Genomic DNA, 17,816 nt, shown 5'->3' on the forward strand with positions numbered 1-17,816 from the left:
TCATGCCAGCTCTTTGATTAACCGCGCCGGGTTACCATCCACAACCGTCGCAGGCGCGACGTCCTTGACAACAACTGCCCCATTAGCAATTACAGCGCCGTCTCCAATGGTCACGCCCTTCATGATTTTGACGTTGGAACCAATGAACACATGATCCCCCACGACCACCGGCTTGGCCCACTCCGGCAATGAAGTTTGGCGATCAGCCACAGCGAGCCCATGAAAATCACTGTCGTAAATCTCGACGTTGGTACCAACCAAACAATGGCTGCCAACAACGATGCGCGCATGCTCTGCAATCGCAACGAATCCATTGTTGAGTGATGTGCCTTCGCCAATGGAAATCGAGGCGCTGGCGTGCCGCGCCTCTAAATAAGCATGCGACGAAAAAAAGAAAGGCGAGGGGTAGTACCCAACCGTCACGCCTTTGGCTATTCTGATCGTGCCACGCCCGACGGAATGCAAGGGCTGCATCAAACGCGGTGCGCCCTGCACCTGAATAGTGGAGATACTTTTGAAAAATAAACGTCGAAGCGCTTGCACACCTCGCCCCAAAAAACCGAGTCGCATGCTCGCTCCTAGACCTTGGGTGAATGCGGGTCAAAGGCATTAAAGGCTTCAATGACTTGGCTCACCTCTGCACCTGACAAATGCGGCCCCATGGGCAAGCTCAACACCTCATCGGCCAACTGTGTGGCGATGGGGAAGTCGGAAGAGTCAAAGCCTGCACCTGCATAAGCAGCTTGCAAATGTGGCGGAATGGGATAGTGAATCAAGGTTCCGACACCGCTCGCCTGCAAATGCGCTTGCAAGGCCGCGCGGTGCTGGGTGCACACGACGAACAAATGCCAAGCAGGCGTGGCCCACTCGGGAGTTTCGGGCAACACACAGTGTGCGTTAGACAATTCATTCATATAGCGCTGCGCAATTTGCGTACGCCGTAAATTCCATTCGTCCAAGTGCTGCAGCTTCACCGACAACACTGCAGCATGCAGCGGATCCAATCGGCTGTTGAAGCCTTGCACTTCGTTGACATACTTCACGCGAGACCCGTAGTTGCGCAACACACGCAGTCGGTCTGCAATCTCCGGGTTGTTTGTGGTGACTGCGCCGCCATCGCCAAACGCACCTAAGTTTTTACCGGGGTAAAAACTCCAAGCCACGGCATCACCATGCGCACCCAAACGTTGCCCCTTGTAGCGCGCACCATGCGCTTGCGCGCCGTCTTCCAGCACCCGCACGCCATGACGCTTGGCCAAGGCCAATAAGGGATCAAGGTCGACAGGCTGGCCATATAAATGCACCGGCAAGATCACTTTGGTGCGCGGGGTCATGGCCTCTTCGATCAACGCCACATCGAGGTTATGGGTTGTTTTAGACGGCTCCACCGGCACCACCGTTGCGCCACATTGCGACACCGCCAACCAAGTGGCGATGTAGGTGTTGCTGGGCACGATCACTTCATCGCCGGGGCCGACGCCCATCGCCAACAACGCCAAATGCAAGGCGTCTAAGCCATTGGCAACACCCACACAATGGTCGGCTTGGCAATAGCGGGCAAACGCATTTTCAAACGCATCCACCTCGCCACCGCCGATGTACCAGCCCGAGTTCAAAACGCGTGCGACCGCGACATCAATGTCTTCTTTGAGTTCGGTGTAAGTCGCTTTTAAATCTAGAAATGGGACGGTCATGGCGCCACTGCCTTTAAAAATTCTGAGTAGTCACGGATGTAATCGACGCTGTCGTAGTACTCCGAGGCGAACACCAACAACACCGCATCTTTCGAATACTTGTATTGAATGCCCCACACCATCGGTGGCAAGTGGATGCCCATGTGCGGCCCTGTGAGCTCAAACTCTTCGCGGTTGACACCATCGTCCGCCACCACCGAACAACTGCCACCCACACAAATCAAAAATTGGTGGCACGCCTTGTGTGCATGCTCACCACGGGTTTCCATACTCGGCACGCCATAAACCATGAAATAGCGTTTGGCATCAAACGGAATGCTGCGGCCAAACTCACCCACCGTCAGACTGCCACGAATATCCGCCACTTGAGGCATGTGATGCACCGTTACCCCCTTCACACGGGTTGGGGTGACTCCTTTGCTTGCTGGCGTTGACGCTGCATCACCCGAGGCCTCTTTGTTGGTATCCACATACCCCACGATGCGTGCGGGGTTGCCCACCACGATGGCATTCGGTGGCACAGAGCGAGTCACCACAGCCCCCGCCCCCACGATGGCGCGAGCACCAATGTCGATGCCAGGAAGAATGACCGCCCCAGCCCCGACCGACGCCCCTTGATGCAACGTGGTCGTCAAAAACTGATCTGGCCGCTGGCGGCTACGTGGATACAGGTCGTTTGCAAACGTGGCGTTGGGGCCGATGAACACGTCATCGGCCACGCGCAAGCCGTCCCAAAGCTGCACGCCACTCTTAACGGTCACGCGATCGCCCAGCACCACATCGCCTTCGATCAAGACATTTGCACAAATGTTGCATTGCGCCCCAATGCGCGCCCCTGCCAAGATCACGACGAACTGCCAGACGCGGGTGTCTTCGCCAATATCGGCGGTTTGCACATCCGCCAATGCATGAATCATTGGTTTATCCATTCAATGCCACCTTCAATTGAAACAACATGCTGAACCACCACGATAAATTGACGTACAAAAAGAACCGCAATTTCTTTGAAAAACGAAGACTTTTAGCGTTGCACAACAAGCCCCAACTTTTCACAAGTCCGGGCTTGTCTAATTGGGCTGAAATGTAGCGGTACAAATCAGCTTGCACTTGCGTCAAAGATTCAAAGCGCGCTGCTTGTCCTAAGCAAGCGGCATCGCGCTGCATTTGGGCCAATTCAAGCAAACCGCGGCTAGCGCCCTTACGCATGTTGGCTATTTTTTCTTTAAAGCTTTGCTCACGCACCTTGCCCGACATGCCGCTGCGACGGTGGTACACCTTGGGTGCATTCAAACGCAAGCCACCGCCCATCAGCACCGCACGCACCACAAAACATTGGTCTTCTGCAGGAAGGTTAGGCGCCAAGGGGTTCAAGGCCAGAAGACGGCGTGTCAGCATGTGGGATGCGCCAAATTGGTAAGGCCGTTTGACCGCCCACTGCTCAAGCGTCAAACCTTTCAACTCATCCATGCATTTCACGCCCAAGACTTCGCCATCCAAGGCCATGTCATACGCATCGGTGGCGATGAAGTCGGGCACACGATCGTTCGATAACCAAAGCGCTACGCAAGAGCTGCAGCGGTCTGGCGTCGACACATCGTCTCCTGCCGCGCTGAACACCACATCACCCGTGGTCAATGCAAAGGCGGCCTCGTAGTTGGCCGTCAAGCCGATGTTGGTTGTATTTTGGTGAAGCAGCAGGCGCTTAGGCCCTTTGTAGTGAGCTGCCATCTCAGTCACCACGCGCCACGTGCCGTCTTTCGACGCATCATCCGACACCACAATTTCAAGATCGTCGACGTCTTGATCGAGCAGGCTTTGCAGGGCCTCTTGGACAAACGCTTCTTGGTTATAGGTCAGCAGCACCACGGACGCGCGAACGTGCGTCATGGCTTACACCCACTCCCATGGCGCGCCCGCCTTGCGGTTCAGCGCATGCACCGTTTTGCCATACGTCGCCAACTCATGCGCCCGCGTGGTTTTGAGCAAATTACGGCGCTGGTGACGCGCCAGCTTACGGGCCCACCAACTTTGCGCCATATACAAGCGCATCAAATTGCGGTTGCCTAAGCTGTCGTTTTGGTCCAGCTTCATCTCTAGCTTCAGAGCTTTTTGTGTGGTCATGCCGTAGTGATGCAGCCACGCGTCGGCGGTGGTACCCGTATTCAAACCGGCTTCTAACGTGCGTTGAAAGAAAATTGCATCTTCATAACCCAACAGCTTGGGCACAGGCATGAAGTAGCCAATCTCGCTCCACACATCATCACGAATGGCCATGCACACGGCGTGTGGCGCACCTTGGCGGATGTAGCCATGCATGCTGTCTTGGGCTTGGGTGGCCCACTCGGCAAAGTCGTAGTTCAACTCGCCTTCCACCATAGCGGGGCTGGCAATGTGCAGGTTGTTGGCCTCGGCAGAGGCCAGCAAGTTGCGCAGCCAGCCTTTGGCGCAAATGACATCGTTGTTCATCACCACCGTCCATTTGGACTGAATGGCCAAGGCCCCTTGGTTCCATGCGGCACCGCAGCCTAGGTTGCGGTTGTTCAAAATCACCGCGCCAAAACCTTGCTGGCCCAACCACTCGCGCGTGCCGTCGGTGGAGCCGTTGTCGACCGCCACGATTCGCGAAAAATCGACCTCGTCACGGTCCAAGCTGGCAATGAACTGCTGGGTGTAATCGAGCTGGTTGTAGCAAGCGAAGGTGAGGGTGTAGTTAGGCTGCGTCATTGGGTTTGATTCTAGCGAGGGGCATGCAACGCCTTCCATGTGGCGTACTCCGAGGGGCGCAGCCCATAGCGTGCCAGCATGCCCTCATGTAAACGCCGGAGTTCTTCAATGAGCAGCGCTTGCACCGCTTGCTGCTCAATGGCTGGAATATGTTGCGCCACAGATCGCTGAATGCTGATTGGCCTTTTTGAGTAGAACGTCCAACGCATCTTCAATTTGCTGGGGGGCCGACAACGGCCGATACACACTTTTTCCGATATCAACGGCGTGCTGGCGTATTCGCCCTTCATCCGCAGGGTTGGGCAACAAGTTTTCAGCCAAAGCGCTATGCAGATTCATCAGGGTGTATCGGTTGAACTCCGCACTGTCGATGTTTTCAACCAGCAGCTCAATCGCCGTTCGATGGTTCAAGATCATCTGCGTTTCGATCGCAGCCTTCCCGCGAGCGGCCTTCCCGTGCTCAATCAACTCGCGCGTGTCCAACCGAGAATAAGTATTGCCTTCCAAGTGGCTCGATGCCCACGACAGGTCAATCAACAAGCGATTCAAAATGGCGCGGCTGTAAGTACCCCGCTCTGGATCAGCTTTGCAATCAACCGCTGCGCTGTTCGCCTAGCAATGCCTGGGCACACCGTCATGAGCTCGGCCAGCGTCAAACCGTTTGCGGACGCCTGAATGCTGTGAAATAAATCGTCGATGGACGTGCTGGTCATATTGGCGCAGTTTTATAAACTGCGCCAACTTTAAGGTGGATTCACAGGCCCCACCCAGGTCGAGGCTGCGTCATTGGGTTTGATTCTCCCGAGAGCATTAAACACATTTTTTGCCTTTTAATTCCGTATTTTTCGGAGTTGTATTCCGAAATTTACGGCATCCAAATCCGTAATTTACGTCATAATTTCAAAATGAATACACCAATTTTCTATTCGCGTCGAATCGAACCTCGTATCGCTGAAGCGCTAGAAGACACGCCTGTTGTGCTGCTTGCTGGGCCGCGCCAAGCCGGTAAAACCACACTGGTTAAGCAAATTGCCGCCCGCAACGGGTTACGTTACCTAACACTTGATGATGAGCTGACACGATTGTCTGCACGTGCAGACCCCGTTGGCATGATTCGCAGCTTGGACCGTGCTGTGATCGACGAAATCCAACGCGCTCCTCAATTGCTACTTGCCATCAAACAAAGTGTCGATGAAGATCGCCGTCCGGGCCGTTTCATGCTCACCGGATCGGCCAACCTCATGGCATTGCCCATGGCGGCCGACTCATTGGCTGGCCGTATGGAAACGCTGTCACTGCTGCCTTTGTCGCAAGCTGAAATTGAAGGGCATTTGCCAAACTGGATTGATCACGTCTTCTCTGGACAGATTCTGAAATCAGATCCAACGGCAGTGGGTCATCACCTAGTGGATCGCGTGTTACGTGGCGGTTACCCAGAAATGATGTCTCGTGCATCTCCTAGACGTCGTCAAACTTGGGCAAGGCAATACCTTGATGCGATCATTCAGCGCGACGTTCGTGACGTGGCTGGCATTGAAAAATTAGAGCAACTCCCGCGTTTCCTGAGTGCGCTGGCACAAACCGCAGGCCAGATGTGTAACTACACCAAACTGGGCGGGCAAGTTGGACTAGATGGCAAAACAGCCTCACGGTATATCGGCATCTTTGAGCAGATGTATTTGCTCAAGCGCGTCGATGTATGGGCACGCAACCGGCTCAATCGCCTTGTCAAAACCCCAAAGTTACAGTTCATCGATTCTGGCTTGCTTGCCACACTTTTAGGTCTCAACGCAGAAGACGTTCAACGCGATCGAACTCAGTTTGGCCATGTGCTCGAAACCTTTGTTTTTGGGGAACTACTTAAACAAACCACGACATCGGACGGTGACTACCGCCTGATGTACTACCGAGACGCAGACAAATACGAGGTCGATGTGGTCATCGAAAATGCCGCCGGACATTTGGTTGGCATTGAAGTCAAGGCAACCGCTACCGTCAAAGAAAGTGATTTGCGCGGGCTGAGACGATGGGCGCATTTAGCCGGCGATCAATTCAAAATGGGCATTTTGCTTTACGACGGTCACGAGACGATGCCTTTGGGCGATGGCATTTGGGCTGCCCCACTCGCGAGCTTGTGGGGTTAATAACTTTCAAGCCATCAAACTGGGCCGGCGTAGAAAAATAACGGCGTGCGCGCCCTTCACCCGACGCGTTGATTTTGCCGCTCTTGATCAGCTTTGCAATCAACCGTTGCGCTGTTCCAATTCATTAGCGAATTACTTCCAACTCAGATCTAACTTGCGGTGATGAGCTGCGCAATCGCGCAGGTAAAGGTTAATCAAGCTTTGGTATGGAATGCCAACTTGCTCCGAAATACCTTTAAAGTAACCAATTGAATCTTCATCTAAACGAATAGTTATCTGCTTCTTCAACTGAGCTGCATAAGGGTTTTTACGCGCCTTCGTGAAATCGTATTCTTTTCTCATGGTGCACCTCTTATCGGTATTGCTTAGATTCATAGATGGACGCCTTGCGCGCAGAAATGATTCTGATCACATTTCCCTCGTCACGATAGCAATGACAAACCAGCACAACTTTGAGTTCTACGAACTTTCTTGTCTTACCGCCTCCGCTGATACCCCTCCACCCGATCATCCGGCGCCACGCTGTCGTTATCCGGCTTGGCGGGGCTATGCGCTTTCACGTTGGGCGACAGCCATACCGTGTCGGCAAACAAATTGACGGGGCGGCCTACTTTGGCGCCGCCATCACGCAGCAAGGGCTTCCAGCTCCAGCCGGCGCTGTAGCGGCTGCTGCTGGTGAGGAAGGCGTCGAACGGAATCATCCAAGCAATGCCTTTGTCGAACGAGCCTTCGCCAAACACCGCTGCGGGCACGTTGGTTTTGGTGGCGTAGGCACTGATGCTGGAGCCATTGGCAAACACCTTTTGCACCGACATCGTGGCACCTCGGTCACCCGCCAAATACTGGCCAACGCTGAGCGAGGTGTGCACGCCTTCAAACGGGGTGATCCAGTAGCCGGTCAAATGGCCGGTGTTGATGGCGTAGTCTCTAAAGCCAAAGTCTTGCGCGAAGTTACGCTGCTTGACGTGGTTCACATCCAGCCCCGCCGCCCATCGGCTGCCCGGCTGGCGGTACAACACCTCGCCGCCCACGCCGCCAAACATGTTTTCAAAATAGCCTGCATACGCAGCGCCATACCAGTTTTGCCCTACGCGGTTGGTTTTGCTGATGCTCAGGTTTTCTAGGGTCACGCGTGAGGTGGTCATGTACTCGGCAATGTGCGTGCGCACTTGCGGCATGTTCGACCACCCGGGCGTGAAGCGCTCGTAGTTGTCCGACAAGCGATAGCGCAGCGTGCCGTTGGCTTTGACGTTCCAAGGCAGCTCTAGGCCCATGCTCAAAGCCCCACTTAGTTGGTACAAATAGCCATCGGGCCCGCCCAAGGTTTGAATCAAATCTAGCCCGGGCTCGGCCCAATAGTTCAAGGCTTTTTCGGGCAAAAGCGGTGTGCGGGTTTTGCTAGCTTCGGTCACATACACCGGCTCAACAGGTTGAACGGGCGCTTGCGTGCGTGCAGGCTGCGTTTGCTGCGCCACCCATGCTGTGCGGTTGACCTTCTCGACCGCCAGCACATCGCCCACTTTGTGGTGGTGCATCTCGAAGTTTTCCACCTCGGCGGGGGCTGCTTGGTGCAGCACCGCCACGGCACGGTCTAAGCGCTCTTGGGCATACACACTGGCCGAGTTGTGCGCCTCGACCACCACGGTGTTTTGGTCGCGGTAAATTTGCTTCACATCCCACAGCGTGTGCGCAGCCAAAGTGTCGGCCGTGGCGGCCCAATTCGGCTCGGCTTTGGGGCGCACCACTTGCACCGCAGGTCGCGCGGGGTCGGTCACCTTGGGCACGTTCAGCCCTGCCATGTCCACATAAAACGTGAACCCCATCGACCACGTGTTGCCGCGCTCCAGCCCCATTGACACATCGAGGCCTTTGGTAGGGCGATACACCACCGCCCAGTTGATGGGCGAGTGTTGCGGCAGGTTGTTATCGTGCGGTTCGTGTTGGTAGTTGTTACCGTCCAGCTCCACCTTCACGTCCACGTTCCACGGCGTTTGGTAGGTCACCCCACCAAACAACGCAGGGTTGCCTCTGAACCACGAGCTGGTCGAAAACTTTCCGCCCTGCGCGCCACCGTCTTGCACGCGCGTGTCCATGCGCTGGCCCAGCACCTTGCTGAGTGGGTTGCTTAAATTGCCACGTGCACCCAAGTAGCCCCAACCCATGCCTAGCGACCAATCGAACCGGCCCGTGCGCTTGCTGGCCACCACGTACTCCGAGCTGTAAAGCCCCGTGCCACCCACATCACGTAGGCCCACCGCCAACTCTGGTAGCAAGGCGGATTCGCGCCACGCACGCAACTTCAAGTCAATGCTTTTGTCTTTGTACGGCAAGGTGCCGCTGAACGACTCAGGGCCATACAGGCGGTTGGAGGTGTCGGTGTAGCGAAAGCCCGCCTCCATCCAATCGGTGGGCTGAAAAAACACATTCGAGTTTTGGTACGGCCACGTGCGGTGAAACGTCAACCCAAAATAGCCCGCCTCTTGCATTCGCGCTGTGGGCGTTTGCAACAAGCCCACATTGCCCCAGTTACTGGCCGAAGGCGCAGGCTGCACATGACGGCCTTCTAAGTCCAACACGCTAGGCAATAAAGCTGGCGGTTGCACTTGGCGCGTGGGTGCAGCAAAAGCGGCTAGGTCTAGGCGGGTTGACACGCCTTGTGTGGCCAGCCACTCAGCCCAGCGCTGTTGCCAATCTAGCGACAAACGCGTACCGCTGACTGGCACCCACAGCCATGCGCCGGGGGCCGGTTGGTCTTGCTCTGCGGCGTTCCACAAGGCCAGCGGCACATGCTGCACGCGGCCATCGGGTTGCACCTGCCAAGCCCAATCGCCATGGCGCGTTGCCGGGCCGTCGCCACCCAAACAAGCACGCACATAGTCTTTGGCTTGCAGGCCCTCGCGATGGGGTATTTCACACACTGCGCCGTCTTGCGTCATCACGCGTAAATGCAGTGGTCTGGAGGGAATGGCCACCCCATCACCAGGCTGCAGCAACGGGTCTTTGCGGGGGTAGGCCGCTAGCCAATCGTCCTCCACGTTCGACAGCTTCACGCGGCCGGTGGGCGGCATGGCTTGCAAGTCGCGCTGCAGGCCTTGCATGGCGCTAGCTGTCAACACGCCTTGCTCGACGAGGCTGGGCAATGACTGCAACAGCGCCTCATGCTCTGCTTGCTGACGCACTTTTTCTTCGGGCGTGGCCCATAGCGTGCCTAGCGGGTAAGCGTCGGCTGGCAAGGTTTGTGTTTTGAGCCACGCACTCAGGCGTTGAGTCTGGGGTTGGCCCTGTGGCTGAGCCTCCAGCACTTGGGGCTGCGCCAATTGCGCATAGGCAGCAGCGGCATTCAAAGCCAGTGCCACCGCCACCACACCGCGGCGTTTTTTAAAGTTTTTGAGCATCACGATCTTAGGCATCATCACGGCACCACCACACCCAAGGGGCGCAACGTCAAACACACCGCAGGGGCCAAGCACTGCTCGCTGTACACCACACGGCCATTCGCCAACGCAAAGCGCTGCGCATACACCCACGGCAAACCATTGGCTTTTTTGCCATTCACCTCATCCGCCACCCACTGCGCATGCGCCTGCACACCCTCGGGCAGGCGTGCAGGCTCGGCAACGGTGCGCGACACCACGGTCTCTTGCACGCCAAAGCGGTAGCCGGGCATCACATCGAGCTGGCGTGTCCACGCCACATCTTGTGTGGCTTGCCCCAGCGCCGCATCAAAGCGCCCCCAAGCGGGCGGTGCGCCCGTTTGTTGCCGCAGCTCGTGCGTGAAGCCCAGCGCCTGCTGCACGCGCCCATCCACCAAGTGAAGCATTTCACCTTGGCCGTTGTACCAGTGCTCATGCACCGCGTTGCCTCGCGTTTCGCGCGCGCCCAAAGCCATCACACTGGCTTTGCCGTCCACAGACACCCACAGATACTCAAACCCTAGCTGCAGGCTGGCATATTGCTGCGACCACGGCAGCACATTGGTGAGAGTGTCGTACACGGGGTTTGAGCCTCGGCAGCCCTGCAACGTCAGCACCACAACGAGCGCGGACACATACAAACACACGCATTTGAGACAACGCAAAATCATGGGCAAACTCGCTCAGTACTAAACAGGACGCAGAAAAAACAAACGCCCCTTGCGGGGCGTTTGCTAGGCAAGCAACGGCTGATTAGCAGTTAGCGATGCAAATTTGCGAGGTGTTTGTACCAGTGCCCGTGGTGGTGTACACGGGGTCTGCTTTGTTGGCAGTCACCGACGCAGCCACAGCCACAGCGGCCACAGCGGCAGCAGCCACACCCACGGTCACACCTGCCACAGCAGCACCTGCGGCTGCTGCTGCACCACCCGCACCTGCGGCGGCACCAGCTGCAGAGCCGGCTGCAGAGCCGGCTGCGCTACCTGCTGCGCCACCGGCAGCAGAACCTGAACCTGCTGCTGCGCCTTGGGTCTGCGCAAATGCGACTGGAGAAATAGCCAAAGCGATTGACAAGAAGAGTGCGGAGATTTTCATGGTGGAGTCCAATTTAGAAAAAAAAGATAAATTATTTTAGGTGGTTTTGGTGAATTTTTAAAAAACTCATCGAAATGAGATGGCTCAACCAGCATTCATGAAATACATCTTTTTGAAGAATTACGATCAATGCTTTTAATTTGTTCAACATGCACCACCACCACCTCTACGCCATCGGCAATGCCTTGGTCGATACTAAATACGAAGTTTCTGACGATTTGCTGCACACCATGGGCGTGACGCGACACCATCATACGCATCGGCTACGACAACACAGACTACGGCATTGATTACAAAGGCTGTGCGGTTTTGGTGGCGTACGACAAGCAATTCAACGACATCGCCCAAGGCGTGGACCGCTCCTCTTACGACTACCTCCACATCGGCGCAGGCGACCGAGGCCTGATGTTTGGCTACGCTTGCAGCGGAACGGCCCCGACACAGCCCTGACCAATCACAATCGCACACCCAAATGAAGGACAGCTTCATTGAGGCAGTGATTGAAGAAATCATCAAGCCCGTGTTGCCCAAAGAATGGTTGCAAGACACCAAGTATTTGATCGACCCCACCGGCCGATTCGTCATCGGCGGCCCACAAGGCGACTGCGGTTTGACCGTTCGCAAAATCATTGTGGACACCTATGGCGGCGGTGCTTTCTCTGGCAAAGACCCCACCAAGGTGGACCGCTCTGCCGCCTACGCAGCACGCTATGTGGCCAAAAACATCGCGGCGGCAGGCTTCAAGTGGCTTACGCCATCGGCGTGGCGCGCCCCATAAACATCACGGTGAACACCGAAGGCACGGGCGTGATCGCTGACGACAAAATCGCCGCTTTGGTGGCCGAGCACTTTGACCTGCGCCCCAAAGGCATCATCCAAATGCTCGACTTGCTGCGCTCGATCTACAGCAAGACCGCTGCGTACGGCCACTTCGGTCGTGAAGAGCCGGAGTTTACGTGGGAGCGAACGGACAAGGCGGCGTTGCTGAAAGACGCGGCTGGCTTGAAGTAAGCACCCAGCCCGCAGAAATGCAAAGGCCCCTCGTCTTTGACGAAGGGCCTTTTTGCTTTTCACCAAAAATGCGCATTAGCTAATCATTGCGCTCAGCCATAAATAACAGGTCTGAATTTATAAGCCAAGTACCTCAAGAAATAGTTGTTCAGGAACAAGCGATGGCGCCATTGCGGATAAGCTCGAACCCGAACACTCGCCTCGTAATCGACTGTTGCTTCAGGCGCAATGCCAAACTGGCGTCCTGTGAAGTCGTACGTAATCCAACTGTCTTTTTGCAGGATTTGCAACACCGTGTGATGCGAGATGCCATCGCTCTGACCAAGCAAATCCACAAGTCGCGTCTCATATCCCAATTGTCCCGCCAACACCGCAATGACGACCGCCCCTTCATCACACCACAACCAACCGTCACGGGCCATCAACTCCCTGAAAGAAGCACCGCCATCAACTGGCGAACCCGGGGTCGCTTGAACCTTCTGGGCAATTACAAATCGAAATATTTGCTCTGGCGTGCTCAGTTTTCTTTGCTCAATGATTTGGCTTGCAAATCTGTTGTCTGAAAACCAATACCCCACCACCACAAAGCCCAGCACAGCCAGTCCAATTAACAACCACCAAACACGCACTGATCTCATAAAGCCCTGATCGCCGCCAAATACTTGTCAATCACGATGCGCTCGTCAAACTCACGCTCCATCTTCTGACGACCGCGACGCCCCATCTCAATCCGTTGCTCAGCACTCAGCTCCAGCATGCACTGCATCTTGGCAGCAAGATCCTGAACATCCTTGACCTTGCACAGAAAACCATTTTGGCCGTCGTCCACAACCTCTTTGCAACCGACCGCATCCGTGGTCACAATCGGCCGCCCCATGGCCGCGGCCTCCAACAAAGTGCGCGGTGTGCCCTCCCGATAAGAAGGCAAAACAACGCAATCGGCCAGCTCTATCTGTGCTCGCACGTCGTTACTGACACCCAAGTACATCACATGTCCCTGGTTCACCCAATCTGCCATCTCCTCCCGGCTAATGGCCGTCGGATTCTGCACATCCAAAAATCCAAGCAGAGCGAATTCCACCTCAGGCCACTGCTGTCGCAATTGCTTGGCAGCTTCCGCAAATTCATAAACACCCTTGTCGCGCAACATCCGGCCAATCAGCAAAAAACGAAAGGACTTTTCATCGCTCAGTTTGCGCGGTGAATACGCAAACCGCGTCAAATCAATACCAGAACCGGGCAACACATCCGTCACCACAGACCGCACCAAACCGTGCGATACAAACAGGATCTGGTCATCGCTGTTTTGAAAAAAAACACGGGCAGATTTGCGCAAAGCAACCTTGTACAAACCCCGCACCAACTTAACAAGCCAGCCATCGCGGATAAACACCGTCCCCAAGCCAGCAATGTTGTTGACCACCGCAATGCCCAGCAAGTGTGCGGCTAAAGACCCGTAAACATTGGGTTTGACGGTATAGCCCAAATAAACATCAGGCTGCTCACGGCGCAACAAGCGATAAAACCGCCACAACAACAAACCATCGCGCCCCGGATGCGTCCCTTGGTTATCCATGGGCAAGGCCACAAAACGGCAACCCAGTTGGGTCAACTGCTCGGCATAGGCGTCTGTTGGCGCCACAGCCACCACCTCGTGACCTTCTGCCACCAACGCGCGAATCAAGCCAGCCCTGAAATTCAGTAAATTCCAAGCTGTGTTCAAGGCAATGACAATTTTCAAACCAACGCCTTCAAAGTACTGATTTCATGGGTTGCGCATGCCATTCTTTTGGCACTGCCACATGCAGACAAACAGCAAAACATTCAAGCTCGCCCAAACCACCCCAACCAACCACAGCAAAGACCTGAGCAACTTGTAATAAAAATGATCCGCGTGAGTCGTCAACATCAACCAACCCGGCTGTACGCCTGACACCAAGGTCACCAGTTGCCGCACTTTTTTGGGCAAGCCCCAAGCTTGCAGCCGACGATCCCAGGCCTCTACTTCAAGAAAATTCGTTCCACGCCGCCAAAGCATGGTGCCCATTTGCGTGCGCGAATACCCGGCGTATTGATCGGGATCAAATTTCGCGTCTGCCAAAGGCAAAAGCTTGATGCTGACACCACTGCCGAAATCGGCATTTCGCACACTCAGCAAACTCATGGCTTGGCCTTGAGCGTCGACCATTTCTGCACGGTTATACGGATCTAGCCACTGCCAGCGCCCAGACTGCCGGTCCCAATATTCCACCGTAGTGTGGTTAAACAAGCTGACTTCACGAGCAGTCAGGCCTAGATAATTCGCATAAAAAAGCCATGACTTGCTGTAATCCGAACAGCAGCCTTTGCCCCGACGCGTATCAAATACCGTCGCCCCCAAGGTCTCCAGACCACACACACTGCCATCGGCATGCCCAATCACGTCCACGATGGCCAGCGCTAAAGCACGGTCTGAATCTTTAGGTAATTTCTCCAGCATCTCTAAGCTGTTGGGATGCACGTAACCGGCATATAAATCAGTTTGCTTGTCACGTTTAAATCCACGCGCCAACCATTCATTCACATTGATGCGTTGGTGATCCGAAACGATCTCTGAAAACATCAAGTCACGTAGATAAACCTGCTGACTTATACCCAAACTCATCAACCAATTCCCAGCCACGCCGTTCAAAACCAGCAAGCACATCACAGCACACGCCAGCAAGCGAATACCTTGTCGTTTTATTGCCAAAACCAAATCCAAGGATAAAACTGATAGGGCAACCATGCAAATGAATGCTGCGCAAAAAACAACCACACGGTCATCACCGAAAGGCCGTAAACAAGCACTGCACCTACCCACATTGAATTTCTCTTACCTTTTTTCCCGAAAACATCAGGAAAATGAGACCAGACAAAAATTTGTAAAGGTATCCAATATAATGCAATACGATCAACTGCTGTAGAAGATGGAGACATCAACAGTATAATAATGAAAAGAATTGCCAGAATAGAAATCCAACTCCAGAATACCCTGACAGAATGAGATAGAGAAAATTTATTTCTGAAAATTAGAAAAAAAATACCAGGCACTGCATTCATTGCAACCCTAATCCCAGCACCCGAAGAAGCATATTCAGCATCAATGTAACCATGTATTAGACCATCCAATGACTCTTGTAAAAGTAGGAAAAACAGCAAAGGTGCAGTAATGCCAACCATTAATAATGTTAACCATCTGCGTCTGGATTTCGCAAGCAATGCAATTGGAATTAGTATAACAGCAGATTTATGAAATGTAGCAGCCAAAGCAATCCAAAAAATGAACTCCCAGACATTGACTTTGCCCAATAACTTGGTCATTGCGATCATGGCAAGACCAATTGCCACTCCCTGCCTGGTATATCCCATTGCAACAACAGTGACCAGGTAGGGTATTGAAACAGAGATAGCCAACCAAGGGCGCGGCATATTTTTACAAAATAAAAACAGGCCATAAGTAAATATAAATGCGCTAGCCAAATTTGCGAAATAAACGCCACCAAATATATTAGCACCGAACCAATTTAATAGAGCATACGCAGGATCTCGGGCAAAGTGAACGTCAATCAGTTTTTCACCAGTTAATTCAGCCACATGGCCTAAATAACTAATCCAATCACCACCAACCTCATGCCGCCAACCTATAAACAAACAAAAGCAAAAGGCAACAAAAAACCAATATAAATTACAATCACCCTTGAATGACTTCAAAGGTGATTTCGGCCTTTCATTCAAAGCAGGCCAAAATACCAAAGAAGGCAATAAAAAATATGCCCACATTTAGGATCGCACCTCCAACCAAGCCTGGAACATCAACACATCCCACAAATGGTATTGCCAATTCCGCAGACCCGACAAGTGCTCAGCCCATTTCTGGCGAATGGGCGCAGGGTTGAAGAAGCCCTCTTGCCGCAAGCGCGATTCGCTCAGCAGGTTCTCGGCCCAGTCGCGCAGCGGGCCGCGCAGCCAGTAGTCAATCGGCACCCCAAAACCCATCTTTGGGCGCTCAATCAGCGAGCGCGGCACATGTCGGTACAGCACTTCGCGTAGCGGCCACTTGGTCACGCCACCGCGCAGCTTGTAATCCAGCGGCAGCGACCACGCGAACTCCACCACCCGGTGGTCCAACATGGGCACGCGGGTTTCTAAGCTTACACCCATTGCGGCACGGTCCACCTTGACCAAGATGTCGTCGGGGAGGTAGCTGAGCATGTCCAGCACCATCATTCGCTCCACCTCGTTCAAGCCTTGGAGCGCAGCCTGTGAACCAGTCAACACCGAGGCGGGTTCGTGGGCACCCAAAACCAGCGCATCGGGCTTGGGCCAGTGCGACACCATGCCTCGGTAGAGGTCGGCCACGGTGGTGTGGCCCAGCAAGGCCGCGCCCTTGTGCAGCTTGTCGCCCAAGCGCGACACAGGCAAAAAGCGACCCAGTGAGTCCCAGCGCGCTGGTGGCACGGCGGTTATGGCGGCGGCGGCGGCACGGCGCAGTGGCTTTGGCACCCGCTGCAACGTGCCCCACAGCCGGGCCGTCATTTGGTATCGGTTGTAACCACAAAACAGCTCGTCACCGGCATCACCCGAGAGCGATACCGTCACGTGTTGCCGCGCCAGTTGGCTCACCAGATAGGTCGGTATTTGGGACGAATCGGCAAAAGGCTCGGCGTAGAGCGTGGGCAACTTGGGAATCACGTCGAGCGCTTGCTGTGCGCTCACATACAGCTCGGTGTGATCGGTGCCCAGGTGTTGTGCCACGGCTTTGGCGTGTTCGGCTTCGTTATAGCCCGCCTCGTGAAAGCCAATGCTGAAGGTTTTGACAGGGCGGCTGGACTGCGCTTGCATCAAGGCAACCACGGTAGAGGAATCTACCCCCCCCGATAGGAAGGCCCCTAGCGGCACATCGGCAACCATTTGCTGGCCCACGGCGTTGCTGAGCAAGGCCTCGAGCGCGTCCACCGCTTGGTCGGGCGAACCGGCAAAGGGATGAGCCACGGCGCGCTCCGCCAATTCGGCCGCCGACCACCACGCCCACACGCGGGGTTCGGTTTGCCCAGCGGCCAACGTGAGCAGATGGCCGGGCAAGAGCTTATGTATGCCTTGGTAAATCGAGTGCTCACCACCAATGCAGTTGTGGCGCATGTAGAGCGTCAGCGCATCGCGGTTGATGGGGGCCGCAAAGGCTGGATGGCAGCGTAAGGCCGACACGTCTGAGCCAAACAAAAACACCGCCTTCGCCCCTTGACCTTGCCAGCCGTAATAGACGGGCTTTTCGCCCATTCGGTCACGGCCCAGCGTCAACACGCGTTGCTCACGGTCCCACAGGGCAAAGGCAAACATACCAATGGCCCGTTGCAGGGTGGCAACAACACCCCAGGCTTCAAACCCCGCCAACAAAGTCTCTGTGTCTGAATGCCCGCGCCAAACAACACCACCCAACGCAGCCCTGAGCTTCAAATGGTTGTAGATCTCACCGTTAAAAGCTAACACATAACGCCCACCCGCAGCCACCATGGGCTGCGCTCCTGCAGGGGTTAGGTCCAATATGGCCAAACGCCGATGGGCCAAGGCGATGCCGGCCTCGGAGTCTGCCCAGGCGCCAAAGGCATCTGGTCCTCGCGACTTGATGGCTTGGGCCATGTGCGACAAGACATCATTCACATCATCGCGATGTGGCAAGGCATTGCGGCCTAAAAATCCGTTAAATCCACACATGA

The 17,816-nt window shown here is 54.9% G+C and carries 18 protein-coding genes and 1 pseudogene; 2 read left to right on the top strand and 17 right to left on the bottom strand.

Annotated elements, in window-relative coordinates; genetic code table 11:
- The 7 genes from C5F52_RS17365 to C5F52_RS30060 all read right to left on the bottom strand — a co-directional run bounded on the left by C5F52_RS17365 (nt 1) and on the right by C5F52_RS30060 (nt 5,131).
- On the bottom strand, nt 1-570 hold the full coding sequence (locus C5F52_RS17365) for an acyltransferase (RefSeq protein WP_104799634.1): 570 nt from the start codon (nt 568-570) through the stop codon (nt 1-3).
- Nucleotides 571-578: 8 nt separating this feature from the next.
- Nucleotides 579-1,694 (bottom strand): DegT/DnrJ/EryC1/StrS aminotransferase family protein, encoded by a 1,116-nt coding sequence (locus C5F52_RS17370; protein ID WP_104799635.1) that lies wholly within the window; start codon nt 1,692-1,694, stop codon nt 579-581.
- The gene (locus tag C5F52_RS17375; RefSeq protein ID WP_104799636.1) at nt 1,691-2,623 is read right to left on the bottom strand and encodes a WxcM-like domain-containing protein; all 933 of its coding nucleotides are present in this window, start codon (nt 2,621-2,623) and stop codon (nt 1,691-1,693) included. The genes C5F52_RS17370 and C5F52_RS17375 overlap by 4 nt, the downstream gene beginning before the upstream one ends.
- The gene (locus C5F52_RS17380; protein WP_104799637.1) at nt 2,616-3,581 is read right to left on the bottom strand and encodes a glycosyltransferase; all 966 of its coding nucleotides are present in this window, start codon (nt 3,579-3,581) and stop codon (nt 2,616-2,618) included. Before C5F52_RS17380 ends, C5F52_RS17375 begins: the two co-directional genes overlap by 8 nt.
- A gap of 3 nt (nt 3,582-3,584) precedes the next feature.
- A complete protein-coding gene (locus tag C5F52_RS17385) occupies nt 3,585-4,418 on the bottom strand; it encodes a glycosyltransferase family 2 protein (protein WP_161499720.1) in 834 nt (277 codons plus the stop codon).
- A gap of 135 nt (nt 4,419-4,553) precedes the next feature.
- Nucleotides 4,554-4,967 carry a Fic family protein gene (locus tag C5F52_RS17390; protein WP_236657905.1) on the bottom strand — a complete coding sequence of 138 codons (414 nt, stop codon included), beginning with the start codon at nt 4,965-4,967 and terminating at the stop codon, nt 4,554-4,556.
- Nucleotides 4,964-5,131 (bottom strand): hypothetical protein, encoded by a 168-nt coding sequence (locus C5F52_RS30060; protein WP_201747039.1) that lies wholly within the window; start codon nt 5,129-5,131, stop codon nt 4,964-4,966. Before C5F52_RS30060 ends, C5F52_RS17390 begins: the two co-directional genes overlap by 4 nt.
- Before the next feature lie 138 nt (nt 5,132-5,269).
- Here C5F52_RS30060 and C5F52_RS17395 point away from each other — a divergent pair, with 138 nt between their 5' ends.
- On the top strand, nt 5,270-6,562 hold the full coding sequence (locus C5F52_RS17395; protein ID WP_236657906.1) for an ATP-binding protein: 1,293 nt from the start codon (nt 5,270-5,272) through the stop codon (nt 6,560-6,562).
- Nucleotides 6,563-6,694: 132 nt separating this feature from the next.
- Here the strand turns inward: C5F52_RS17395 and C5F52_RS17405 are convergent, their stop codons facing one another.
- The 5 genes from C5F52_RS17405 to C5F52_RS29930 all read right to left on the bottom strand — a co-directional run bounded on the left by C5F52_RS17405 (nt 6,695) and on the right by C5F52_RS29930 (nt 11,324).
- A complete protein-coding gene (locus tag C5F52_RS17405; RefSeq protein ID WP_104799641.1) occupies nt 6,695-6,904 on the bottom strand; it encodes a BrnA antitoxin family protein in 210 nt (69 codons plus the stop codon).
- 134 nt (nt 6,905-7,038) lie between these two features.
- Nucleotides 7,039-9,975, bottom strand: a complete 2,937-nt coding sequence (locus C5F52_RS17415; RefSeq protein WP_104799643.1) for a YjbH domain-containing protein — start codon at nt 9,973-9,975, stop codon at nt 7,039-7,041.
- Entirely contained in the window at nt 9,975-10,646 is a 672-nt protein-coding gene (locus C5F52_RS17420; RefSeq protein ID WP_104799644.1) for a YjbF family lipoprotein, read from the bottom strand. Before C5F52_RS17420 ends, C5F52_RS17415 begins: the two co-directional genes overlap by 1 nt.
- Nucleotides 10,647-10,728: 82 nt before the next feature.
- Entirely contained in the window at nt 10,729-11,070 is a 342-nt protein-coding gene (locus C5F52_RS17425) for a hypothetical protein (RefSeq protein WP_201747040.1), read from the bottom strand.
- A 95-nt stretch (nt 11,071-11,165) separates the two neighbouring features.
- Nucleotides 11,166-11,324, bottom strand: a complete 159-nt coding sequence (locus C5F52_RS29930; protein WP_161499721.1) for a hypothetical protein — start codon at nt 11,322-11,324, stop codon at nt 11,166-11,168.
- Here C5F52_RS29930 and C5F52_RS17435 point away from each other — a divergent pair.
- A pseudogene (locus tag C5F52_RS17435) lies at nt 11,311-12,081 on the top strand (methionine adenosyltransferase domain-containing protein); the annotation flags it as partial. The gene C5F52_RS29930 and the pseudogene C5F52_RS17435 sit on opposite strands and share 14 nt — an antisense overlap.
- Nucleotides 12,082-12,173: 92 nt before the next feature.
- Here C5F52_RS17435 and C5F52_RS17440 read toward each other — a convergent pair.
- The 5 genes from C5F52_RS17440 to asnB are packed head-to-tail and all read right to left on the bottom strand — an operon-like array spanning nt 12,174 to nt 17,814.
- Nucleotides 12,174-12,719 carry a hypothetical protein gene (locus C5F52_RS17440; RefSeq protein ID WP_104799645.1) on the bottom strand — a complete coding sequence of 182 codons (546 nt, stop codon included), beginning with the start codon at nt 12,717-12,719 and terminating at the stop codon, nt 12,174-12,176.
- On the bottom strand, nt 12,716-13,822 hold the full coding sequence (locus tag C5F52_RS17445) for a glycosyltransferase family 4 protein (RefSeq protein ID WP_104799646.1): 1,107 nt from the start codon (nt 13,820-13,822) through the stop codon (nt 12,716-12,718). The genes C5F52_RS17440 and C5F52_RS17445 overlap by 4 nt, the downstream gene beginning before the upstream one ends.
- A 24-nt stretch (nt 13,823-13,846) precedes the next feature.
- A complete protein-coding gene (locus tag C5F52_RS17450; protein ID WP_146100106.1) occupies nt 13,847-14,824 on the bottom strand; it encodes a hypothetical protein in 978 nt (325 codons plus the stop codon).
- Entirely contained in the window at nt 14,803-15,882 is a 1,080-nt protein-coding gene (locus C5F52_RS17455) for an EpsG family protein (protein ID WP_104799648.1), read from the bottom strand. The genes C5F52_RS17450 and C5F52_RS17455 overlap by 22 nt, the downstream gene beginning before the upstream one ends.
- Complete coding sequence (gene asnB / locus C5F52_RS17460; RefSeq protein WP_104799649.1) at nt 15,883-17,814, bottom strand: asparagine synthase (glutamine-hydrolyzing); 1,932 nt, start codon at nt 17,812-17,814, stop codon at nt 15,883-15,885.
- Between the last annotated feature and the right edge of the window lie 2 nt (nt 17,815-17,816).

The sequence above is a fragment of the Limnohabitans sp. TS-CS-82 genome (genome assembly GCF_002943475.1).

Bases quoted from the DNA above. Each gene is read 5' to 3' on its own strand.
- C5F52_RS17385 (WP_161499720.1), bottom strand. From the start codon at position 4,418: ATGACGCAGCCTAACTACACCCTCACCTTCGCTTGCTACAACCAGCTC.
- C5F52_RS17420 (WP_104799644.1), bottom strand. From the start codon at position 10,646: ATGATTTTGCGTTGTCTCAAATGCGTGTGTTTGTATGTGTCCGCGCTC.
- C5F52_RS17365 (WP_104799634.1), bottom strand. From the start codon at position 570: ATGCGACTCGGTTTTTTGGGGCGAGGTGTGCAAGCGCTTCGACGTTTA.
- asnB (WP_104799649.1), bottom strand. From the start codon at position 17,814: ATGTGTGGATTTAACGGATTTTTAGGCCGCAATGCCTTGCCACATCGC.
- C5F52_RS17440 (WP_104799645.1), bottom strand. From the start codon at position 12,719: ATGAGATCAGTGCGTGTTTGGTGGTTGTTAATTGGACTGGCTGTGCTG.
- C5F52_RS17405 (WP_104799641.1), bottom strand. From the start codon at position 6,904: ATGAGAAAAGAATACGATTTCACGAAGGCGCGTAAAAACCCTTATGCA.
- C5F52_RS17380 (WP_104799637.1), bottom strand. From the start codon at position 3,581: ATGACGCACGTTCGCGCGTCCGTGGTGCTGCTGACCTATAACCAAGAA.
- C5F52_RS17375 (WP_104799636.1), bottom strand. From the start codon at position 2,623: ATGGATAAACCAATGATTCATGCATTGGCGGATGTGCAAACCGCCGAT.
- C5F52_RS17425 (WP_201747040.1), bottom strand. From the start codon at position 11,070: ATGAAAATCTCCGCACTCTTCTTGTCAATCGCTTTGGCTATTTCTCCA.
- C5F52_RS17415 (WP_104799643.1), bottom strand. From the start codon at position 9,975: ATGATGCCTAAGATCGTGATGCTCAAAAACTTTAAAAAACGCCGCGGT.
- C5F52_RS17370 (WP_104799635.1), bottom strand. From the start codon at position 1,694: ATGACCGTCCCATTTCTAGATTTAAAAGCGACTTACACCGAACTCAAA.
- C5F52_RS17455 (WP_104799648.1), bottom strand. From the start codon at position 15,882: ATGTGGGCATATTTTTTATTGCCTTCTTTGGTATTTTGGCCTGCTTTG.
- C5F52_RS30060 (WP_201747039.1), bottom strand. From the start codon at position 5,131: ATGACCAGCACGTCCATCGACGATTTATTTCACAGCATTCAGGCGTCC.
- C5F52_RS29930 (WP_161499721.1), bottom strand. From the start codon at position 11,324: ATGATGGTGTCGCGTCACGCCCATGGTGTGCAGCAAATCGTCAGAAAC.